This is a genomic window from Kosakonia quasisacchari, from assembly GCF_004331415.1.
GTDB classification, from domain to species: domain Bacteria; phylum Pseudomonadota; class Gammaproteobacteria; order Enterobacterales; family Enterobacteriaceae; genus Kosakonia; species Kosakonia quasisacchari.
Window position 1 is genome coordinate 87716 of sequence record NZ_SJOP01000003.1, and the last position, 16628, is coordinate 104343.

Below are 16628 nucleotides of genomic sequence, written 5' to 3' on the forward strand. Positions count from 1 at the left end.
GGAGCGCAGCCATGCAAAACACAGATATTGTCAGGCCTGAAACCCTTTCTTTACCGAAAGGCGGCGGTGCGATCACTGGCTTAAAAGGTGATGTCGCCGGTGCAGGACCAGACGGGGCAAACGCCCTGAGTATACCGCTAACGATAAACCCCGGCAGGGGCTATGCGCCTTCACTGGCGCTGAGTTATCACAGTCGCTCCGGTAACGGTGCTTTTGGTATGGGATGGAGCGTTGATCCGCCCGCCGTTCGTCGGCGCTCGAAAAAAGGGGTGCCAGATTACAACGAGAAGGATGAATTTGTCGGGCCGAATGGGGAAGTGATCGTGTCATTTCTGGCCGACGACGGTACCGCAAATATCCGTTCAGCCAGCACGTTGCTTGGCATTGACCTTGGCGGGGGATTTACCGTTCACCGTTATCGTTATCGTATTGAAAGTGATTTCAGTCGGCTGGAATATTGGGTATCAACCGAGACGGCGGGGCGTGATTTTTGGGTGCAATATACGCCGGATGGGCAAGTTCTCCTGTACGGCAATACCCAACAAGCGCGTGTCAGTGACCCACAAGCCCCGGAAAACACCGCCATCTGGTTGATGGAGTCGTCGGTATCCGCTACCGGTGAGCAGATCTACTGGATGTATCGCGCCGAAGACGAGACGGGATGCGAAGCCGCAGAAACCGCAGCGCACCCGAATGTCAGTGTGCAACGCTATCTGGCGGCGGTGTGCTATGGCAACCGGGTTGCCGGGCGCGTATTACCCGGGTTGACCACCACACCCGCGCTGACGGATTGGTTATTTGTTGTACTTTTCGATTATGGCGAGCGCACCGCCGATGTCGCCACACCACCGGCTTGGGTGGCACCCGGATCCGGTGACTGGGCTTGCCGCCAGGATTGTTTCTCAAGCTGGGAATATGGTTTTGAGGTGCGCACCCGCCGCCTTTGCCGCCAGGTTTTGAGTTACCACTTCACCGGCACATTAAACGGCAGTACGTCCGAGAATGCTCCGCAATTGGTAACCCGTCTCGCCATACGCTACATCGAATCGCCGATGGTCACCACGCTCGTGGGCGTGTCGCAGTCAGGCCTCGCGTCTGATGGTACGTTCACCTCGCTTCCTGAGACGGTATTTGGATGGAGCACATTTGAGGCGGATACGGGGCAGCTTGAATGGCCGGTCACATGGCAAGAGCGTGAAGACCTGGTAAATATGAACAGTCAGCAACCGTATCAGATGGTGGATCTGAACGGTGAAGGGCTGGCTGGCATTTTGTATCAGGACAGCGGGGCCTGGTGGTACCGCGCTCCGGTTCGCCAGACAGGTGACGATGCAGATGCCGTTACCTGGGATGAACCGACAGCGTTGCCGATTATTCCCGCGTTACGTGATAGCGGTGTGCTGGCGGATCTCAATGGCGATGGTTATATGGAGTGGGTCGTCTCTTCGGTAGGGGTTAATGGCTATTATTCACGCACGCCGGAGCGGGGCTGGCTTAATTTCACGCCGCTCTCTGCTTATCCGGTTGAATATTTACACCCGCGCGCTCAGCTTGCCGATGTTTCGGGGGCTGGGCTGGCGGATCTGGTATTAATCGGGCCGAAAAGCGTTCGGCTTTACGCAGGTACTGGAGATGGCTGGGAAAAAGCGCTGAACGTGATACAACCTACTGGCGTGACATTGCCGGTGCCAGGCGTGGATGAGCGGGTGCTGGTCGCATTCAGCGATATGGCCGGAAGCGGGCAGCAGCATCTGGTTGAGATAAAAAAAGGTAGTGTTCGCTACTGGCCTAATTTAGGACATGGCCGGTTTGGTGCGCCGATAACGATGGCGTGGTGGTACGTATCGTGGGATTTTATTCCGGCGAATATTTTCCTGGCAGATATTGATGGTTCCGGCACGTCAGATGTGATTATTGCGGTCAAAGAATACCTCATAATATTCATCAATCAGAGCGGTAACAGTTTTGCTGCGCCTTTTCAATTCAAACTCCCGGAGGGCGTACATTATGACAATACCTGCGAGCTTCATGTCGCGGATATCCAGGGCTTGGGTATTGCCAGTCTGATACTGACTGTGCCGCACCCAAAACCGCGGCATTATGTCTGCAATATCACGTCGGTAAAACCCTGGTTGCTGAACCACATGAACAACTACATGGGGGCGCGGCATAATTTCACCTACCGCAGCTCGGCGCAGTTCTGGCTGGATGAAAAACAAGATGCGGTAACCGCCGGGGAGCCTGTTCCCGCCAGCTATTTACCGTTTCCGCTTCACCTGCTTTCCCGCACGGACGTGACGGATGAGATTACCGGTAATCACCTGGTGAGCACTGCCCGTTACCGTGGTGGCGCGTGGGATGGTAAAGAGCGTGAGTTTCGCGGTTTCGGTTATGTTGAATTGCAGGATACCGACACACTGACCAGCCAGGGTACGACCACGGAAATCAGCCAGCCGTCATTGACGCGTAACTGGTTCGCCACCGGATTATCTGCCGTGGATGACCGGCTGGCGCAGCACTGGTGGTCTGACGATAGCGGCGCGTTTGCGCATTTTTCTGCGCGTTTTACCCGCGGTTATGGTGACAACGAAAAACCGTATACCGCAGATGAAAGCGACGATTTCTGGCTGCGTCGAGGGATGAAAGGCCTGTTAGTGCGCAGTGAGCTATATGGCATGGACGGCAGTGACCAGCAACCGATTCCCTACCAGGTTAGCGAATCTCGCCCTCAGGTTCGCCTGGTGGCGGCAAAAGGGGAGGGGATCTATCCGGTTGTCTGGCCGACGATCGCAGAAACGCGCACCTATATTTACGAGCGGGTGAGTAACGATCCGCAATGTAGCCAGCAAGTAACTCTGTCCAGCGATCAAAACGGTTTGCCGCTCTATTCGGCAACGGTGAACTATCCGCGCCGCACTCAACCAGCAACCAGCCCTTACCCGGATACCCTGCCGCACACGTTGTTTGACTCTAGCTATGATGATCAGCAACAACAACTGGTGGTGACCTGCCAGACTAACCATTGGTATGCCATTGACGATATGGCTTCCGGGAAATGGGTTAATGGGCTGACTGACCTTTTTTCCAGTGATGTTTACCTCTATTCCTCTGCACCAGAAACAGGGTTAACGCTGGAAGATCTCAGCCATTCCGGCGCGCCACTGGGTACGCCCGCCAGCCAGGCATTTGCGGGTATGCAACAACAGTGGTATCTGGATGGCAATAATAGTGCCACGTCGGAACAACCCGCATTCCCACCGCGCGTTGCTTTTACCGAAACAGCGGTGCTGGATCAGGAGATGGTGGAAACGCTGAAAGAAGATTTCACCGATAGTGTTCTGAAACAGGCCGGTTATATCTGGTATGCGTACTTAAGTTGCTGGGTTGTACATCGGAACCTCACCACCTATAGCACGGCTGAACATTTCTGGTTGCCGCAGACTGTACGCGATTCGGAACTCACCGGTGCGATTACCCTGACGCGCGATGCGCACGACTGCGCGGTAACGAAAGTGGTGGATGCCGCCGGATTAACCACGCAAGCAGAGTATGACTGGCGATTCTTAACGCCGGTCAAACTCACCGATGTGAACAACAATATCCAGCAGGTTACCCTTGATGGCTTAGGCCGTGTCACCAGCCTGCGCTTTAGTGGCACCGAGAATGGCGTAGCGGCCGGTTATAGCGAGGCGGACTTCGTGCCGCCAACGACCGTGGATCAGGCGCTGGCGCTAACACCGCCGCTACCGGTGGCGCAATGCCTGGTTTATGTGAGCGAGTGGACTTGGCTTAGCTATTTGAAACGCCCTCCTCATGTTTTGACGCTCACCACTGACCGTTATGATCAGGGGGAAGGCAGTGATGAGCAGCAGATCCGCCAGACGGTTCAATTCAGCGATGGGTTTGGACGCTTACTGCAATCCTCGGTTCGCTTTGAAGCCGGAGATGCCTGGAAGCGTTCGGTCGCTGGATTGCTGGTGACGGAAACGGCGCACACGGATACTCGTTGGGCGGTGAGCGGGCGTACCGAGTATGACAATAAAGGCCAGGTTATTCGCACTTATCAACCCTACTTTCTCAACAGTTGGGAATGGGTGGTGGACGACAGTGCGCGGGACGATCTGTATGCGGATACGCACTATTTCGATCCGCTCGGGCGGGAAAGAGAGGTGTTCACCGCCAAAGGCTATCAGCGGCGCACGCTTTATACGCCATGGTTTGTGGTCAGCGAAGATGAAAATGATCTTCTCGGCGTTAAGCCAGACTGGTGGATTGAGATAACCGTCGTTGCCAACAATGGCGTAGTCGGTGAAACGGCAGGCGACACCATCAAAGTTACAGCCTATGACCCCTATGGCGATCCGTTGGCCGGTAAAGTTGTAACATTGAGCAGCGATAGCGACGTTAACATTGAACCGCTTACGCAGAGCACGGGTGAGGATGGTAGCGTAACGGCTGTCGTAACCAGTACTGTTGCCGGGCAACATACGGTGGACGCTACCTGCGATGGTCGTCGTGTTTCTGTAATGGTGACTTTCACGGCTGACGTTAATCACCTGAGCCCTACCTTGTCGACACTGGCAGCGAACCCTCCGTCTATCGACGAGTCGGGTTTAGGCATGTCAACCCTCACACTTATATTAAAAGATATTTATGGCAACCTGATCTCAGGGCAAAGCATTGAACTTATCAGTAGCATGGCTGAGCTTATTTATTCTGCATTTAATGACAGAAAAAATGGTTCATATGACGCGACGATTGGTGGCAAAACCCGAGGTGATGCCACCCTCACCGTGAAGGTTAATGGTAAGGTTCTTGAAGGTCTCTCGACGATTTTCCACATCTTACCTGTCGCTGAAGTGATGCCTAATAATACGAAGCTCTCGGTGAATGGATACGAGTTCTATCGAGGCAATAATTTCCCGGTAACGGGTATACTTGGCGCGAAATTCCAATTTTGGTTCAACGGAGCTGCATCAAACAACAGCGGTTACCAGTGGTCAGTCGATCAACCGTGGGTGAGTATAGACAGTGACGCCAATGTCACTTTTATTGATACGCCGGACAGCACCAATAATACGGTGACCATCACGGCTATCCCCATCGGCACAGGGACACCGAGGTATGTCTATACCTTTACCGTAAGTCAATGGTTTGTTACTGCGGGCGGGGCGCAAAAAAACTGGGCGGATGCTGACGCCTGGTGTAAGGAAAATGGTCTGGAGATGCCTTCCCGGGCCGATGTTATCTATTCTGTAGGGGCGCGACAGCGCGGGCCATACCTGTGGTCGGAATGGGGCGACTGTTCCCGGTATGCGAATGCAGGCGTTATTTCTAATTATCATTGCTGGGTAACCGATGTGGGGGATAATGGTGTTCATCGCAACATCTCGCTGAATGATGGTGGTGAGTACGTTAACAACACCGGTGGGCTGACTGATGCAACAGGGTTGTATGTTGTCGGTAAAAAAGCGCTTTAGTTTTAAGTATCTTTAGCAAACGGCTCTGCGGAGCCGTTTGCGGTTTTATGCATTTTGCCGTCAGTGCGAGTAATCAACAGTCCCGTATAAAACCTGCCACGATGTTCACTGACCATTGAGGAACTCTGTGAATACGCGAAAACCGATGCTAACCAACCTGTTACGTGATTTTCCGGCTGCTGCAAGCGTGGGCGAGGCAGAGACGTTTGAGGATCTGCTCTCGCGCCCCGATGTGAAAATCGAGCGCATTATCTCCACCGGGCAGGCCAGCCCGCCGGATTTCTGGTACTGCCAGCCGCAAAGCGAATGGGTGCTGGTAGTGCAAGGCGCTGCGGGTTTACAACTGGAAGGTGAAGAGGAAGAACGTGTGTTAAACGTCGGCGATTTCGTCAATATTCCTGCGCGATGCCGTCATCGTGTGAACTGGACGCAGGCCGAGCCGCCGACCATATGGCTGGCGATTCACTACGCATACCCGGAAACATAACGGTGCGCGTAAACCGTTTTATTGCTCATTGAAAAGTTGTCCGCTCAATGTGGTTCTCAACAGGCTTTAGCGTTGCATTGCATGGATGGCAACTCACAGGGCAGACACGCTTTTTGACGATATTGCTGCACCCCTGAAAGCGCCATCAGTACCGCCTTCGACGAAGGCGGATTGTGACGTATCAAACCGGGTTTAACCGTTTGGCAGCAACACGGGTTGCAGACGCTGCCACACTTGCGGCGTTGCCGCCCAGGCGTTATTGCCCTTCGTCAGCCCGTTGTTGGCAAGAAAATCGTTATGCATGCCGCCCGCTTCTTTAATAATCACCAGCCCCGCCAGCGCATCCCAACTGTGCAGGTGCGCTTCGAAATAACCATGCACCTGGCCGGCGGCAACGTGCGCCAGCATTAATGCGCCCGCACCAAAACGACGATGCTCCACGCCATGTTCAAACAACGTCTCGATGGTTTGCGTATATTCGCGCGCTGTAGTGCGGCTGGAGCGGCCAATGCCGAGCACTACCGCGTCGGCATCCGGCTCGGTTAGGGTTAAGCGTTTGTCATTTAAAAACGCGCCTTTGCCGCTTTCGGCGAAGAAAAACTCGTTGCGATCCGGGGCGTAAATCACCCCCAGTTTGATGGCATCGTCGCGCACGTAAGCGACGGAAATGCACCAGTAATCCATGCCGAGAATAAAGTTAGTGGTGCCATCAATCGGGTCGATAACCCATACGCCGTCGCTGCCCGGCTCCAGCCCGCGCTCTTCGCCGAGCAGGCCGTCCTGCGGGCGTTCGGCTTTCAGCCAGGCGCGCAGCTCGGTTTCGACATACACATCCGCCTGGGAGACAAAATCCTGGCGGCCTTTTTGTTCGATGGTCAGCCCGTTATCACGAAGCTGTTTCGCCTCCTGACCGAGACGACGAATCAGCGCGCACAGCGCCTGGGTAAACTCTTCTGTCATATCTGGACTCTTAGCCAATCTGTGGCGATGTTTGTCGGTGGATCAGTTTCACCTTAACCCACTCAACGCGGGAAGGCTGTAAAGGATTTTTCGCCCGCTCCAGCAAACGCGTCAGCGCCCGGTTCGCAATCTCCGCCACATCCTGATGCAGCGTGGTTAACTGGTAGCTGAACTGGCCGCTCTGCGGCGTGTTATCAAAACCTATCAGGTGAAAATCGGCTGGCGCGGATTTGCCGCGCTGGCGCATGCCGTCGAGAAAACCACAGGCTAGCTGCGCGTTGGCGCAAAATATGCCCTCCGGCAGATCAGCATCGCTCTCCTGCGCGGCCTGAAAACCGCCGTCGTAACCCTCTTCGCGCGCGTCAAACCAACGTACCTGCTGCTGAGTATCCACGCCGAGTTGCTGCAACGCCTGGAAAAAAGCCTCGCCGCGCTGAATACCCGCCCAGGTCGATCCGCAATTGTTGAGCCAGCCGAAACGGCGGCAGCCGGAGTGATAAAGCTGTTCAGCGGCCTGGCGCGCGCCGGAAACGTTGTCGGAACAGACGAAATCGACCAACGGAATATCCGGGTGGCGGTTGATGCCGACGACCGGAATACGCTGGCTGACGCACTCGTTAACAATCGCTTCTGGCGGTTGGCCGGAGGTGACGATCACACCGGAAACGCGAAACTGGGTAAAACGGCGCAGTGTAGTGACCAAATCCTGCTCGCCGGTGATCTCCGTGACCAGCGCCTGGTAACCACGGCGCTGAATTTCATGCAGCAAGCCTTCCAGCAGATGGCTGCGAAACGGGTCGCCAATGCGCGCGACAATCACGCCAATTAAGTGGCTGCGCTGGCGGTTAAGTCCTTGAGCGAGGAAATTGACCTGGTAGCCAAGCTCCTGCGCGGCGCGCAGCACTTTCTCTTTGGTGGCGGGCGAAATGCTGCCGTTGCTGCTGAGTGCGCGTGACACCACTGCGCGGGACACGCCCGCGCGCTTCGCCACGTCTTCGGCGGTTACTGCTTGTTTGCGTAACGTCTGGCTCACACTTTCCCCTCCGCGCGGCTGCTGAGATCGGTGGCGAAACCATCATGGCTGAGAAACAAACCCGGATACGGCGTGCAAGCCTGCTCAATCGCGGGCAAGGCGGCGTCGTTGCAGTGGTACAACCCCAGGCGCGGTAAGCGCAATTGTTCGAACAGCGCGAGGCAGCCGGGGAAATCGCCGTGCGAGGCGTCATTGGGCAATGCTGTTGCCGAAGCGCACTCCTGAAACGCCAGGCAGGCGTTGTGCATCAGCGCGATGCTTTCCGGTGTTGGACGTCCGTCGCCACTGTAGAACAGCGTGTGGCCGTCTGCCTCGATTCGCAGGGCGAGATTAGGCAGCTCATGGTGCGTAAACGCGGTGCGCATGTGCCAGCCTTGCCACTGCCATTCGGCTTCGCTGTCGCGCCATTCGATATCGAAACAGAGGTCGTTTGCCGGCCAGTTAGCGAGGCTCGCCAGTTTTATCAGCACCGGTCGCTGCTCGCGCAGCGACCAGATGATCAGCGGCTTACGGCGCTGAAAACTTTTCCAGTAATTCAACAGCGCCGTCAGCCCGGTGCAGTGATCCGGGTGAACGTGGGTGAAGTAAATGGCATCAATGTCGTTCACGTCGCCGCCACGCTGCCAGAGCGCGCGCGGGATTGTCGGGCCACAGTCGATCAGCAACTGGCGGTTTTCGTTATCAATAACGCGGATCGCCGAGGTGTTTTGCTGCAATGAGAAGGCGCTACCACAGCCCAGAACATCTATTTTCATTTCGCTCCACCAAAATTATTGCGCACTTAATCAAACTGTCACAAATAGACGACAAAGTAGGCTCACATAATGTCGGTGCAAAGTTGCATTTTTTTTACAAATAAATGAACACGTGTTCATCGATGAAAGAAAAGTTGAAGAAAGGAACGCCCGTGAGTTATTTACAGATTGAAAAACTGAAAATTGGCTATGGCGAAAATATCGTTCTTCACGATATTCATCTCGCTGTGGAAAAGGGCGAAATGATTGCGCTACTTGGGCCGTCTGGTTGCGGAAAAACGACGCTACTCAATGCGTTATGTGGTTTTATTCCGGTGCGTTCTGGTGGTGTTTCCGTTAATGGTCGGGATATTACTCATAGCACGCCGGAGCAGCGAAATATTACGATGGTGTTTCAGAGTTACGCCTTATGGCCGCATTTTACCGTCGCACAAAATATTGGTTATGGCTTGAAAGTCCGTCGCGTTAAAAAAGAGGCGATTGCGCAACGTGTGCAGGAATTATTAAAAATCGTCAACCTTGAAAATTATACGGATATAAAAGTGACGGCGCTTTCCGGCGGCCAGCGTCAGCGCGTGGCGCTGGCGCGCGCATTAGCCATTGAGCCGGATGTGCTGGTGCTGGATGAGCCGCTGTCGAACCTGGACGCCAAAGTGCGCCTCAACGTGCGCCATGAGATCAAAGCGCTGCAAAAAAAGCTCGGTTTCACCTCGTTAATCGTCACGCACGATCAACAAGAGGCACTGGTGATGGCCGACAGAATTGCGGTGCTGAATAACGGGCGCATCGAACAAATGGGGACGCCGGAAGATATTTATCACCGCCCGGCAACGCCGTTTGTCGCGGATTTTATGGGCGCGGATAACTGCATGACGCGGGCTGATGCGGGCGGGGAAACGCTCTATTTCCGCAGTTCAGACGTCAATATGCACCACCCGTTAACGCAGCCGGAACAGCCGGGGCTGGTACTGGATGGCGTGGTGGAGGAGAGCGCGTTTCTCGGCCATCAGTATCGCCATAGCGTGCGCTGCAACGGGCAGATTTTTCTCGCGGATTCCACGCAGTTCTGGCCTGCCCGAACGCCTGTGATTTTGCATGTGCCGGAAACGGCGCTGCATGTTTTTGCCAACACGTAGTCGTGCCAAACAACACACTCTTTTCCTGGGGATACATCATGTCTGTAAAAACGAAACTTGCTGTCATCGCCGCACTCTGTTTGGGTGCAGTACACACCGCCAGCGCCGAAACGGTACTCAATGTGGCGACGGCCGGCGATCAAAATATGGTCGACTACGTTAAAACCTGGCTGGGGCCAAAGTTTGAAGCCGCCCATCCAGGCGTGAAAGTGCAGGTGATTGGCACCGGGCCGGGCGATGCTGGCTCGAACAAGATTGTCGAAAAACTGACGGCGCAACAGCAGAGCGGCGCGAAAAACTGGGACATTGACGTCGCGGTAGTGCACCAGGCGGCGGGTGGTCAACTGGTGGAAAAAGGGCTGCTGGATAAATACCGCCACGCCATTAACACCGGCTCGATGGTCACGGCGGAGAACGCCAAAAACGCGCTGGGCGTTAACGTGGATGGCTACGTGATGCCGATGTTTTTAAGCCAGACGGCTATCGCGTATAACAGCGAGTTGATTAAAACACCGCCGAAATCCTACGACGAACTGGTGCAGTGGTCGCAGAAAAACCCGAAAGCCTTTGGCTATAACGGCATTAAAAACGGCATGTCCGGCGTCAGCTTCGTGGTCGGCTGGATTTACGCTTATGGCACCGATGCGGCCCGTCTTTCCGCGCTGCCGTATGACAAAAGCGTAGAAAAAACCTGGGGCCAGGCGTTCGCCAAACTGAAAGAATTCAACAAAAACGTCACTTTCACGCCGGGTAACGCCGGAACGCTGGATATGCTTAGCCGCGGCGAAATCACTATGGGGCCGGTGTGGGTCGATATGTTCTATAGCTGGAAAGATCAAGGCAAAGTGCCGCCGTCGATCAAACTGGCGTTAATCTCCCCGGGGATGCCGGGCCAGCCGATGTATTACGTCGTTCCGGCACATGCGGCGCAGGCCAAACTGGCGCAGGCGTTTATTGCGCTGGCAACCAGCCCGGACGTGCAGGCGCAGGGCATTGTGAAGCAGTTCAACTGGTATCCGGGTATTGACGCGAAATACGTGAAAGAGAAGCTGGACGCCGCCACCTGGCAGAAATTATTTGCGGAAATCTCGCCGGATGATTTAGCCAAATATGGCAAAAGCTTCCCGATCACGCCGTACTTTGACGATATCAAAGAGGGCTACGAGAGCCAGGTTTCTAACTGAGTGACGGATGTGCCTGGGCATTTCGCCCGGGCATTTTTTGCTGTGATTATTCAGGTTCACCATGCGACACACCTTTAAATACTTCTTACTGGTTGGCCCGGCGACGCTGCTGATAGCCGTCTTTTTCCTCTGGCCGCTGGGCTTTTCGCTGATCTCGGCGTTCACCAGTGATACGCAGACCTTCACGCTGGCGCATTTTGATAAAGTCTTTGCGCTCTACTCGAACGATATTCTCTTCACTGTGCTTATCGTACTGGTTTCACTGGCAATACTGGCGCTGCTGTCGATAACGATTTCCGCCATTATTGTGTTGTCGCCGTTTCGCGGCATCGTTAAGACGCTGGCATTTTTATACCGCTTGCCGCTGTTTATTCCGTTTATTGTGACCGCGCAAATGATGCGCACCTTCCTCGCCAAAAATGGCCTGATGAACAATGTGCTGGTGGCGAGTGGGCTGTTAACGCCGATGGACACCACTTCGCTGCTGGGCTGGAGCGGGATAATCATTACTTTTGTCTGGAAGCAGATGGCGTTCTCGACGTTACTGATTTGCGGCGCGATGTCGGCGGTGGATCCGTCGCATATTCTGGCGGCAAAAAACCTCGGCGCGTCGCGCTTACGCATCCTGTTCGACATCATTTTGCCGCAGGTGCTGCCAACAATTGGCGTGGCGATGGTGCTCTCCACGGTGACGATGATGTCGGTACTTTCCGTGCCGCTGATGATCGGCACCGGCACGCCAACCATGATGACGGTCGATATGGCGTTTCGCGTTAACTCTTACGGTGATTACCCGGTGGCAAATGCGATGGGGGTGATCTCCTATCTGATTTGTGCGGCGCTCTCCTGGTTCTATTTGCGTCACAGCCTGCATGCGAAAGGAGCGCAGTGATGACCACGCTTCGACAAAAACTCCACGGCAGTTTTCTGCTGCAAACCCTGTTGCTCACTTTTCTGGTGCTGGCGCTGTTTGGCCCGCTGTTGAACCTGCTTATCTGGACAGTGGCGGAGAGCTGGTTTTTCCCGCACACCTTGCCGAGTCAGTGGGGATTAAAATACTGGAGCCAGGTGTTTAGCCCTTACAGCGATGTGTCGGGTTCGCTCTCCATCAGCGTGCTGATCGCCGTGCTATCGGTGCTGGTTTGCCTGCTGATTTCCATTCCGGCAGGTTACGCGCTGTCGCACCGATCCATGCCGTGTCGCGCCTTCTTTATGCTGCTGTTTCTCATCCCGCAGGCGTTTCCCAACCTGACGGTGTATATGAACGTAGCGCGGCTGTTTTACCAATGGGGGCTGAACGGCACGGTGGCGGGCGTGGTGCTGGTACACAGCGTTCACGGCTTGATGTATTCGATCTGGATAAGCGTGGCGGCGTTCTCTTCACTCGATCCGCTGCTGGCGCGCGCCTCGCGCAACCTGGGCGCCGGGCCGGTTTACACGTTTTTCCATATCATTTTGCCGCAGGCCGCGCCTGGGCTGATTGCCGCCAGCATCTTTGTGTTCCTGGAATCGCTGGATGAGTTTACCGCCACCTTTTTTGTTGGCGCACCGGATATCACCACGCTGCCCATTTTGCTCTATACCGCCAGTATGTCGGGCAACTACCAGGTTTCATCCATCACCGCGCTGATCCTGCTGGTGCCGTCGGTGCTGTTTATGCTGGTTATCCATAAATTTATGCGCCCGGAAATGCTGTCGAAACTGGGGAAATAATTATCTGACGACGTCACGAAAAGGCGTGTGCCGGGCCACTTACTAGATAGCTGTGGCGCAACGCAAGCAGCCAAAACAAGACGGCAATAGTCGGAGGAAAATGTATGGATATCAAAGGCCCGGCAGCGATTGATGTATTTAAACCTTATGATATTTCACCCTACGAAGACAAAACGCAAAAGGCAGTTCAGCAGGAACCGGCCTACGCCCCTTCGAAGGAATCTTTTGAGGCGTTTCAACAACGGCATTATTCATGGCGAACCGGTGATAAAAAACCGGACGCTTCCCGGATACCGAAAGACGAAGGAAAAATACCGCTGCCCACGTTGGGTGAAAGTTTGCAGGAGGTTTTTCTGGGCGCTGTTTTAGGTGGCCCGCTGCCGGAATACCCTGGTGGTTTGCGGTCGCTTCCTGGTGCGGGCGCTGCGCGGCTGACTGAAAGACCCTCCGGCACGTCTAAAGGTCCTCACGGTGAGATCAAACCCGCGATTGCGGAACCGAAGATGGCGATGGCAAGGCCATTAAACCCAACAACGGAAACGAATATTCCCGGCAGCAAGTCGTTAAGCCGCGCCCTACCTGAATCCGCTGGCCCGGATGAGTTACATGTTTCATTACCGCAAGCGGGAGGAAAGAATTTTTCCGATCCCGTGGCATCGTCAAAAATGAACATCAAACGATTTTCTGATATTGCTAAAGTTGGCGCGGATGTGGGTGAGAAAGAAATGGGGACGGTGACATTATCCGGCGAAATCAATATCGTGCGTCGCGACGGCCCGTTAAATGACCCGAATATGTATATGTTTTTCACCGATAACTATAAGGGTGAGCCGCGGCTGAATATCATCGGCCATGGTATTTTTACACCAAACGGTGACAGCACCACCGGACTGCAGGTCGCTGGCGGTATAAAAGCGCCGTTTGATGTGGCGCTGGATACGCTGGAACTGGCTGGCGATGTGAGGTTTAAGAACATCCGATGCTTAAGCTGTCACGGTGCGGAAGGGGGGATCGATTCTTTCGCACAAAAACTGGCGAATTATACCGGTGTGCCGGTAAAAGGTTATCACGGTTCGGTGACCGTTGGCGGGCATGCGGACGGTTCAAATATGGTGGTGATAAAAAATGAGATGGATGCGCTGTTCTATTTCGGCAAGCGCGAAATGACGCACTATCAACCACAGAAATTCCACCCGCTCTGGCGACCGTGGGAAAGCCGCATCCTTGAATAAAACAATCGTGGTGCCGAAGTAAAAATGCAGATGCCCGCTAAGCAGAGTCTTATCGGGCATCTGTGTTTTTTTCGCTTGGGTCAACGAGCGTTTCTTCCCGCTTAACAACTCTGGATGACAATAAGATGCTGTTCATCCGCCTGAGCCGTTTTGAAAGCGAATGGCTGTTCGCCTGTTTGCGCGCCGGTAAGCCAATATGCCAATGCCAGTAAAGATCGGCCGCTGGCGCAGATCCGTTGTTTATACTTATGCGAAAGAGCGTTGCTTAGAAAAATGGCAACCGTGGAAATAAAAAAGCGCCCGCAGGCGCTTTAAGCAATCACGTTACAATCATTGGCCACTCGGGGGGCGCTTTTTCCGCGATCTCTTCCATAACGACGACCAGGTTATGCCAGGTCGTGGAGAGATCTATCACCGTAATGCCCAGCAGACCGGTGGCAAACCAGCATGCCGCCGCTAAGCCCATGCCGCTGCTGATCACTGCCAGACCAATATAATCAGCACGACGGAAACGAATATTCAGCGTACTGGCCATAAACATCAACACTGCACTCAGCAACTGCCAGCGAATAAGTACGACGCTGGCGGTAAAGGTAGCCATCAAACCATCCTCAGAAAGAACCGAATACCGGGCGGACAAGCACATTGCGCGAGTGGCAATGCTGAAGATCCGCGAGTAGCACAACGAAATGAAACGGCGTTTTCCGTTTCAGTAATGTGTGAACTATATCACATTTGTTGATTTATTCGCCAGTGCAAAAAACGTGCTTTTTGCACAGTATTGGCGCTATTTTGTTCGAAAATATATCGCCAATATATTTATTAGTTCGCGGGAATTAACGTTTTCGCAACCTAATACATTTGAGTGATATTTAGCATCCTAATTGCCACAACGTTTACAGTTTGTGTTGCATATATTATGCTTTTGAGGCTAATCTTATTAGCCTGTGAATGATGATTCAGGGTTTTGATCTTTATTGATATATTCTTTTTCATCACGTTCTTTATGCGTGAGGAAGATATTTGTGCGTGCAGTTGCGCTGACTGAATTGATGGCCGCCTCTTCTTTTTTCCTGATGACATCATTTAAAGCTGGTTTTGCGTCTTATAACCTGCGAATGAAAAAATATGAAAATAGAAAATTCCGCCGTGCCTCCTGGGGACGCTGATGCGGCGTTGTCGGTTCTGGCCAGGCTGATGCCCTGGCTCACCGCGCAACGTTCAATGGAAGAGATATTACGCGCAATCAATGCAGCACTTGGATCCACGCTTGCGTGGGTGGTTATCCGGCAGGATGACGCGTGGCAGTTCGTCAGTGCAGGTGCACCTGGCTGCACGTTGCAGGATGTTCAAACCTTTCTTGAGCAGTCTCAACTGCAACGGAATCAACGTGCCTGGCGAGTCATTTGCTGGCGACGGCATGCCGGAAATTTATTATTCCCGCATCATGAAATTGCAGCCAGAAAATTAAGTAGCGGTATTCTTTGTAAATTAAACTATAAAGAATCGGGTCTTGAAGGTTTTTTCTTTTTGGCATTTTCTCAGCCCTTGAACTCTTTATCCATTGTGAAGAATGTCGTTATTGTCTTGGTCGAGAAACTAAAAAATTATCTTGCTGAAATTGTCACCAGAGAACGCACGGCAAAAGAGATGCAGCGCATTGTGACGCAATATAAAGCTTTATTTGAACGCGCCCCGGTTTTGATGAACTCTTTTGATAAAAGCAACCGCTGCGTATTATGGAACGGTGAGTGCGAACGCTTATTCGGCTGGAGCATCAATGAACTCAATCAGCAGACCGATCCATTAGCGTTATTTTTCCCTGACCCCGAAGTTCGACAAAAAGTTCGCGCTTCGGTTAATACATCTCCGGCCGTCGACATGCACGAATGGCACCCGGTACGCCGCGATGGCCAGGTGCTGACTGTACTCTGGTCGAATATTCAACTGCCGGATCACTCTGTCCTCAGCATTGGCCTTGATATTACCGAGCGCAAAAAAGCAGAACGGCAACTGGAAATGAAAGCCACCATTGACGATCTGACCGGCTGCTATAATCGTTTTTCCATGCTGCGTAAGCTGAAAGAGGCGCTGGTGGAATGTCGGCCAGACGAGCCGCGTAGCCACTTCAGCCTGCTGATGCTGGATCTGGATTATTTTAAAAGCATCAACGATCGCTGGGGGCATTTAACGGGTGACGCTGCATTGATCCACTTTTGCGATCAGATCCGCGAACATTGCGATCCATCGTATATTTTTGGTCGTTTGGGCGGTGAGGAATTTCTGATTTTAATGCCGCATACCCTCAGTAAAATGGCGCTGCGTTTTAGCCAAAAGGTTCGCGCTTCATTGGCGCGAAATCCATTGTTTAGCAATGGTGAAAAGATAGCCTTATCCTTTAGCGCTGGTTTAGTATTCGTCACGGGTGAAGAGAGAGATACTTCAGTTTTACTTACGCTTGCAGATAACGCTTTGTACGATGCTAAACGCGCAGGACGCAGTAAAACCGTGGTGGTTGACGCTTTTTTATAAATAAAGAAGAGATGATGAAGGCCTGCTATCGGCAGATGAAAAAATACCCGGATGGCTCGCCTTTTTTTTATCCTGCGGCCAGTTTGGCTTAATCAGCGATACTCTGTTGTATTAAG

At 53.3% G+C, this 16628-nt stretch carries 13 protein-coding genes; 9 read left to right on the top strand and 4 right to left on the bottom strand.

The window, feature by feature from the left end; all coding sequences use genetic code 11:
- Positions 1 to 11 precede the first annotated feature (11 nt).
- Positions 12 to 5480: a SpvB/TcaC N-terminal domain-containing protein gene (locus E0L21_RS04205; protein ID WP_131407059.1), complete on the top strand. Its 5469-nt coding sequence runs from the start codon at positions 12 to 14 to the stop codon at positions 5478 to 5480.
- 145 nt (positions 5481 to 5625) lie between these two features.
- Positions 5626 to 5967, top strand: a complete 342-nt coding sequence (locus E0L21_RS04210; protein WP_131407431.1) for a cupin domain-containing protein — start codon at positions 5626 to 5628, stop codon at positions 5965 to 5967.
- A 192-nt stretch (positions 5968 to 6159) separates the two neighbouring features.
- Here E0L21_RS04210 and E0L21_RS04215 read toward each other — a convergent pair whose 3' ends face one another.
- Genes E0L21_RS04215 through E0L21_RS04225 form a run of 3 tightly spaced genes read right to left on the bottom strand, consistent with a single transcriptional unit; the run spans position 6160 to position 8715 of the window.
- Entirely contained in the window at positions 6160 to 6927 is a 768-nt protein-coding gene (locus E0L21_RS04215; protein ID WP_131407061.1) for an inositol monophosphatase family protein, read from the bottom strand.
- A 10-nt stretch (positions 6928 to 6937) separates the two neighbouring features.
- Positions 6938 to 7960, bottom strand: coding sequence for a LacI family DNA-binding transcriptional regulator (locus E0L21_RS04220; RefSeq protein ID WP_131407063.1), 1023 nt, complete (start codon positions 7958 to 7960; stop codon positions 6938 to 6940).
- Positions 7957 to 8715 (bottom strand): MBL fold metallo-hydrolase, encoded by a 759-nt coding sequence (locus tag E0L21_RS04225; RefSeq protein WP_131407065.1) that lies wholly within the window; start codon positions 8713 to 8715, stop codon positions 7957 to 7959. Before E0L21_RS04225 ends, E0L21_RS04220 begins: the two co-directional genes overlap by 4 nt.
- Positions 8716 to 8867: 152 nt before the next feature.
- On the opposite strand from E0L21_RS04225, the gene E0L21_RS04230 reads away from it, so the two are divergent.
- The 5 genes from E0L21_RS04230 (at position 8868) to E0L21_RS04250 (ending at position 13980) form a co-directional block, all read left to right on the top strand.
- Positions 8868 to 9851, top strand: a complete 984-nt coding sequence (locus E0L21_RS04230; protein ID WP_131407067.1) for an ABC transporter ATP-binding protein — start codon at positions 8868 to 8870, stop codon at positions 9849 to 9851.
- Between the two features lie 38 nt (positions 9852 to 9889).
- Positions 9890 to 11035: an ABC transporter substrate-binding protein gene (locus E0L21_RS04235; protein WP_235855195.1), complete on the top strand. Its 1146-nt coding sequence runs from the start codon at positions 9890 to 9892 to the stop codon at positions 11033 to 11035.
- Between the two features lie 61 nt (positions 11036 to 11096).
- Entirely contained in the window at positions 11097 to 11927 is an 831-nt protein-coding gene (locus E0L21_RS04240) for an ABC transporter permease (RefSeq protein WP_131407069.1), read from the top strand.
- The gene (locus E0L21_RS04245) at positions 11927 to 12748 is read left to right on the top strand and encodes an ABC transporter permease (RefSeq protein ID WP_131407070.1); all 822 of its coding nucleotides are present in this window, start codon (positions 11927 to 11929) and stop codon (positions 12746 to 12748) included. The genes E0L21_RS04240 and E0L21_RS04245 overlap by 1 nt, the downstream gene beginning before the upstream one ends.
- A gap of 104 nt (positions 12749 to 12852) precedes the next feature.
- Positions 12853 to 13980 carry a hypothetical protein gene (locus tag E0L21_RS04250; protein ID WP_131407072.1) on the top strand — a complete coding sequence of 376 codons (1128 nt, stop codon included), beginning with the start codon at positions 12853 to 12855 and terminating at the stop codon, positions 13978 to 13980.
- A gap of 319 nt (positions 13981 to 14299) precedes the next feature.
- On the opposite strand, the gene E0L21_RS04255 is transcribed toward E0L21_RS04250, so the two are convergent.
- On the bottom strand, positions 14300 to 14581 hold the full coding sequence (locus E0L21_RS04255) for a YjcB family protein (RefSeq protein ID WP_131407074.1): 282 nt from the start codon (positions 14579 to 14581) through the stop codon (positions 14300 to 14302).
- A gap of 424 nt (positions 14582 to 15005) precedes the next feature.
- Here E0L21_RS04255 and E0L21_RS24920 point away from each other — a divergent pair, with 424 nt between their 5' ends.
- Positions 15006 to 15149 carry a hypothetical protein gene (locus tag E0L21_RS24920; RefSeq protein ID WP_165501871.1) on the top strand — a complete coding sequence of 48 codons (144 nt, stop codon included), beginning with the start codon at positions 15006 to 15008 and terminating at the stop codon, positions 15147 to 15149.
- A complete protein-coding gene (locus tag E0L21_RS04260; protein WP_131407076.1) occupies positions 15109 to 16512 on the top strand; it encodes a GGDEF domain-containing protein in 1404 nt (467 codons plus the stop codon). Before E0L21_RS24920 ends, E0L21_RS04260 begins: the two co-directional genes overlap by 41 nt.
- The last annotated feature ends 116 nt before the right edge of the window (positions 16513 to 16628 follow it).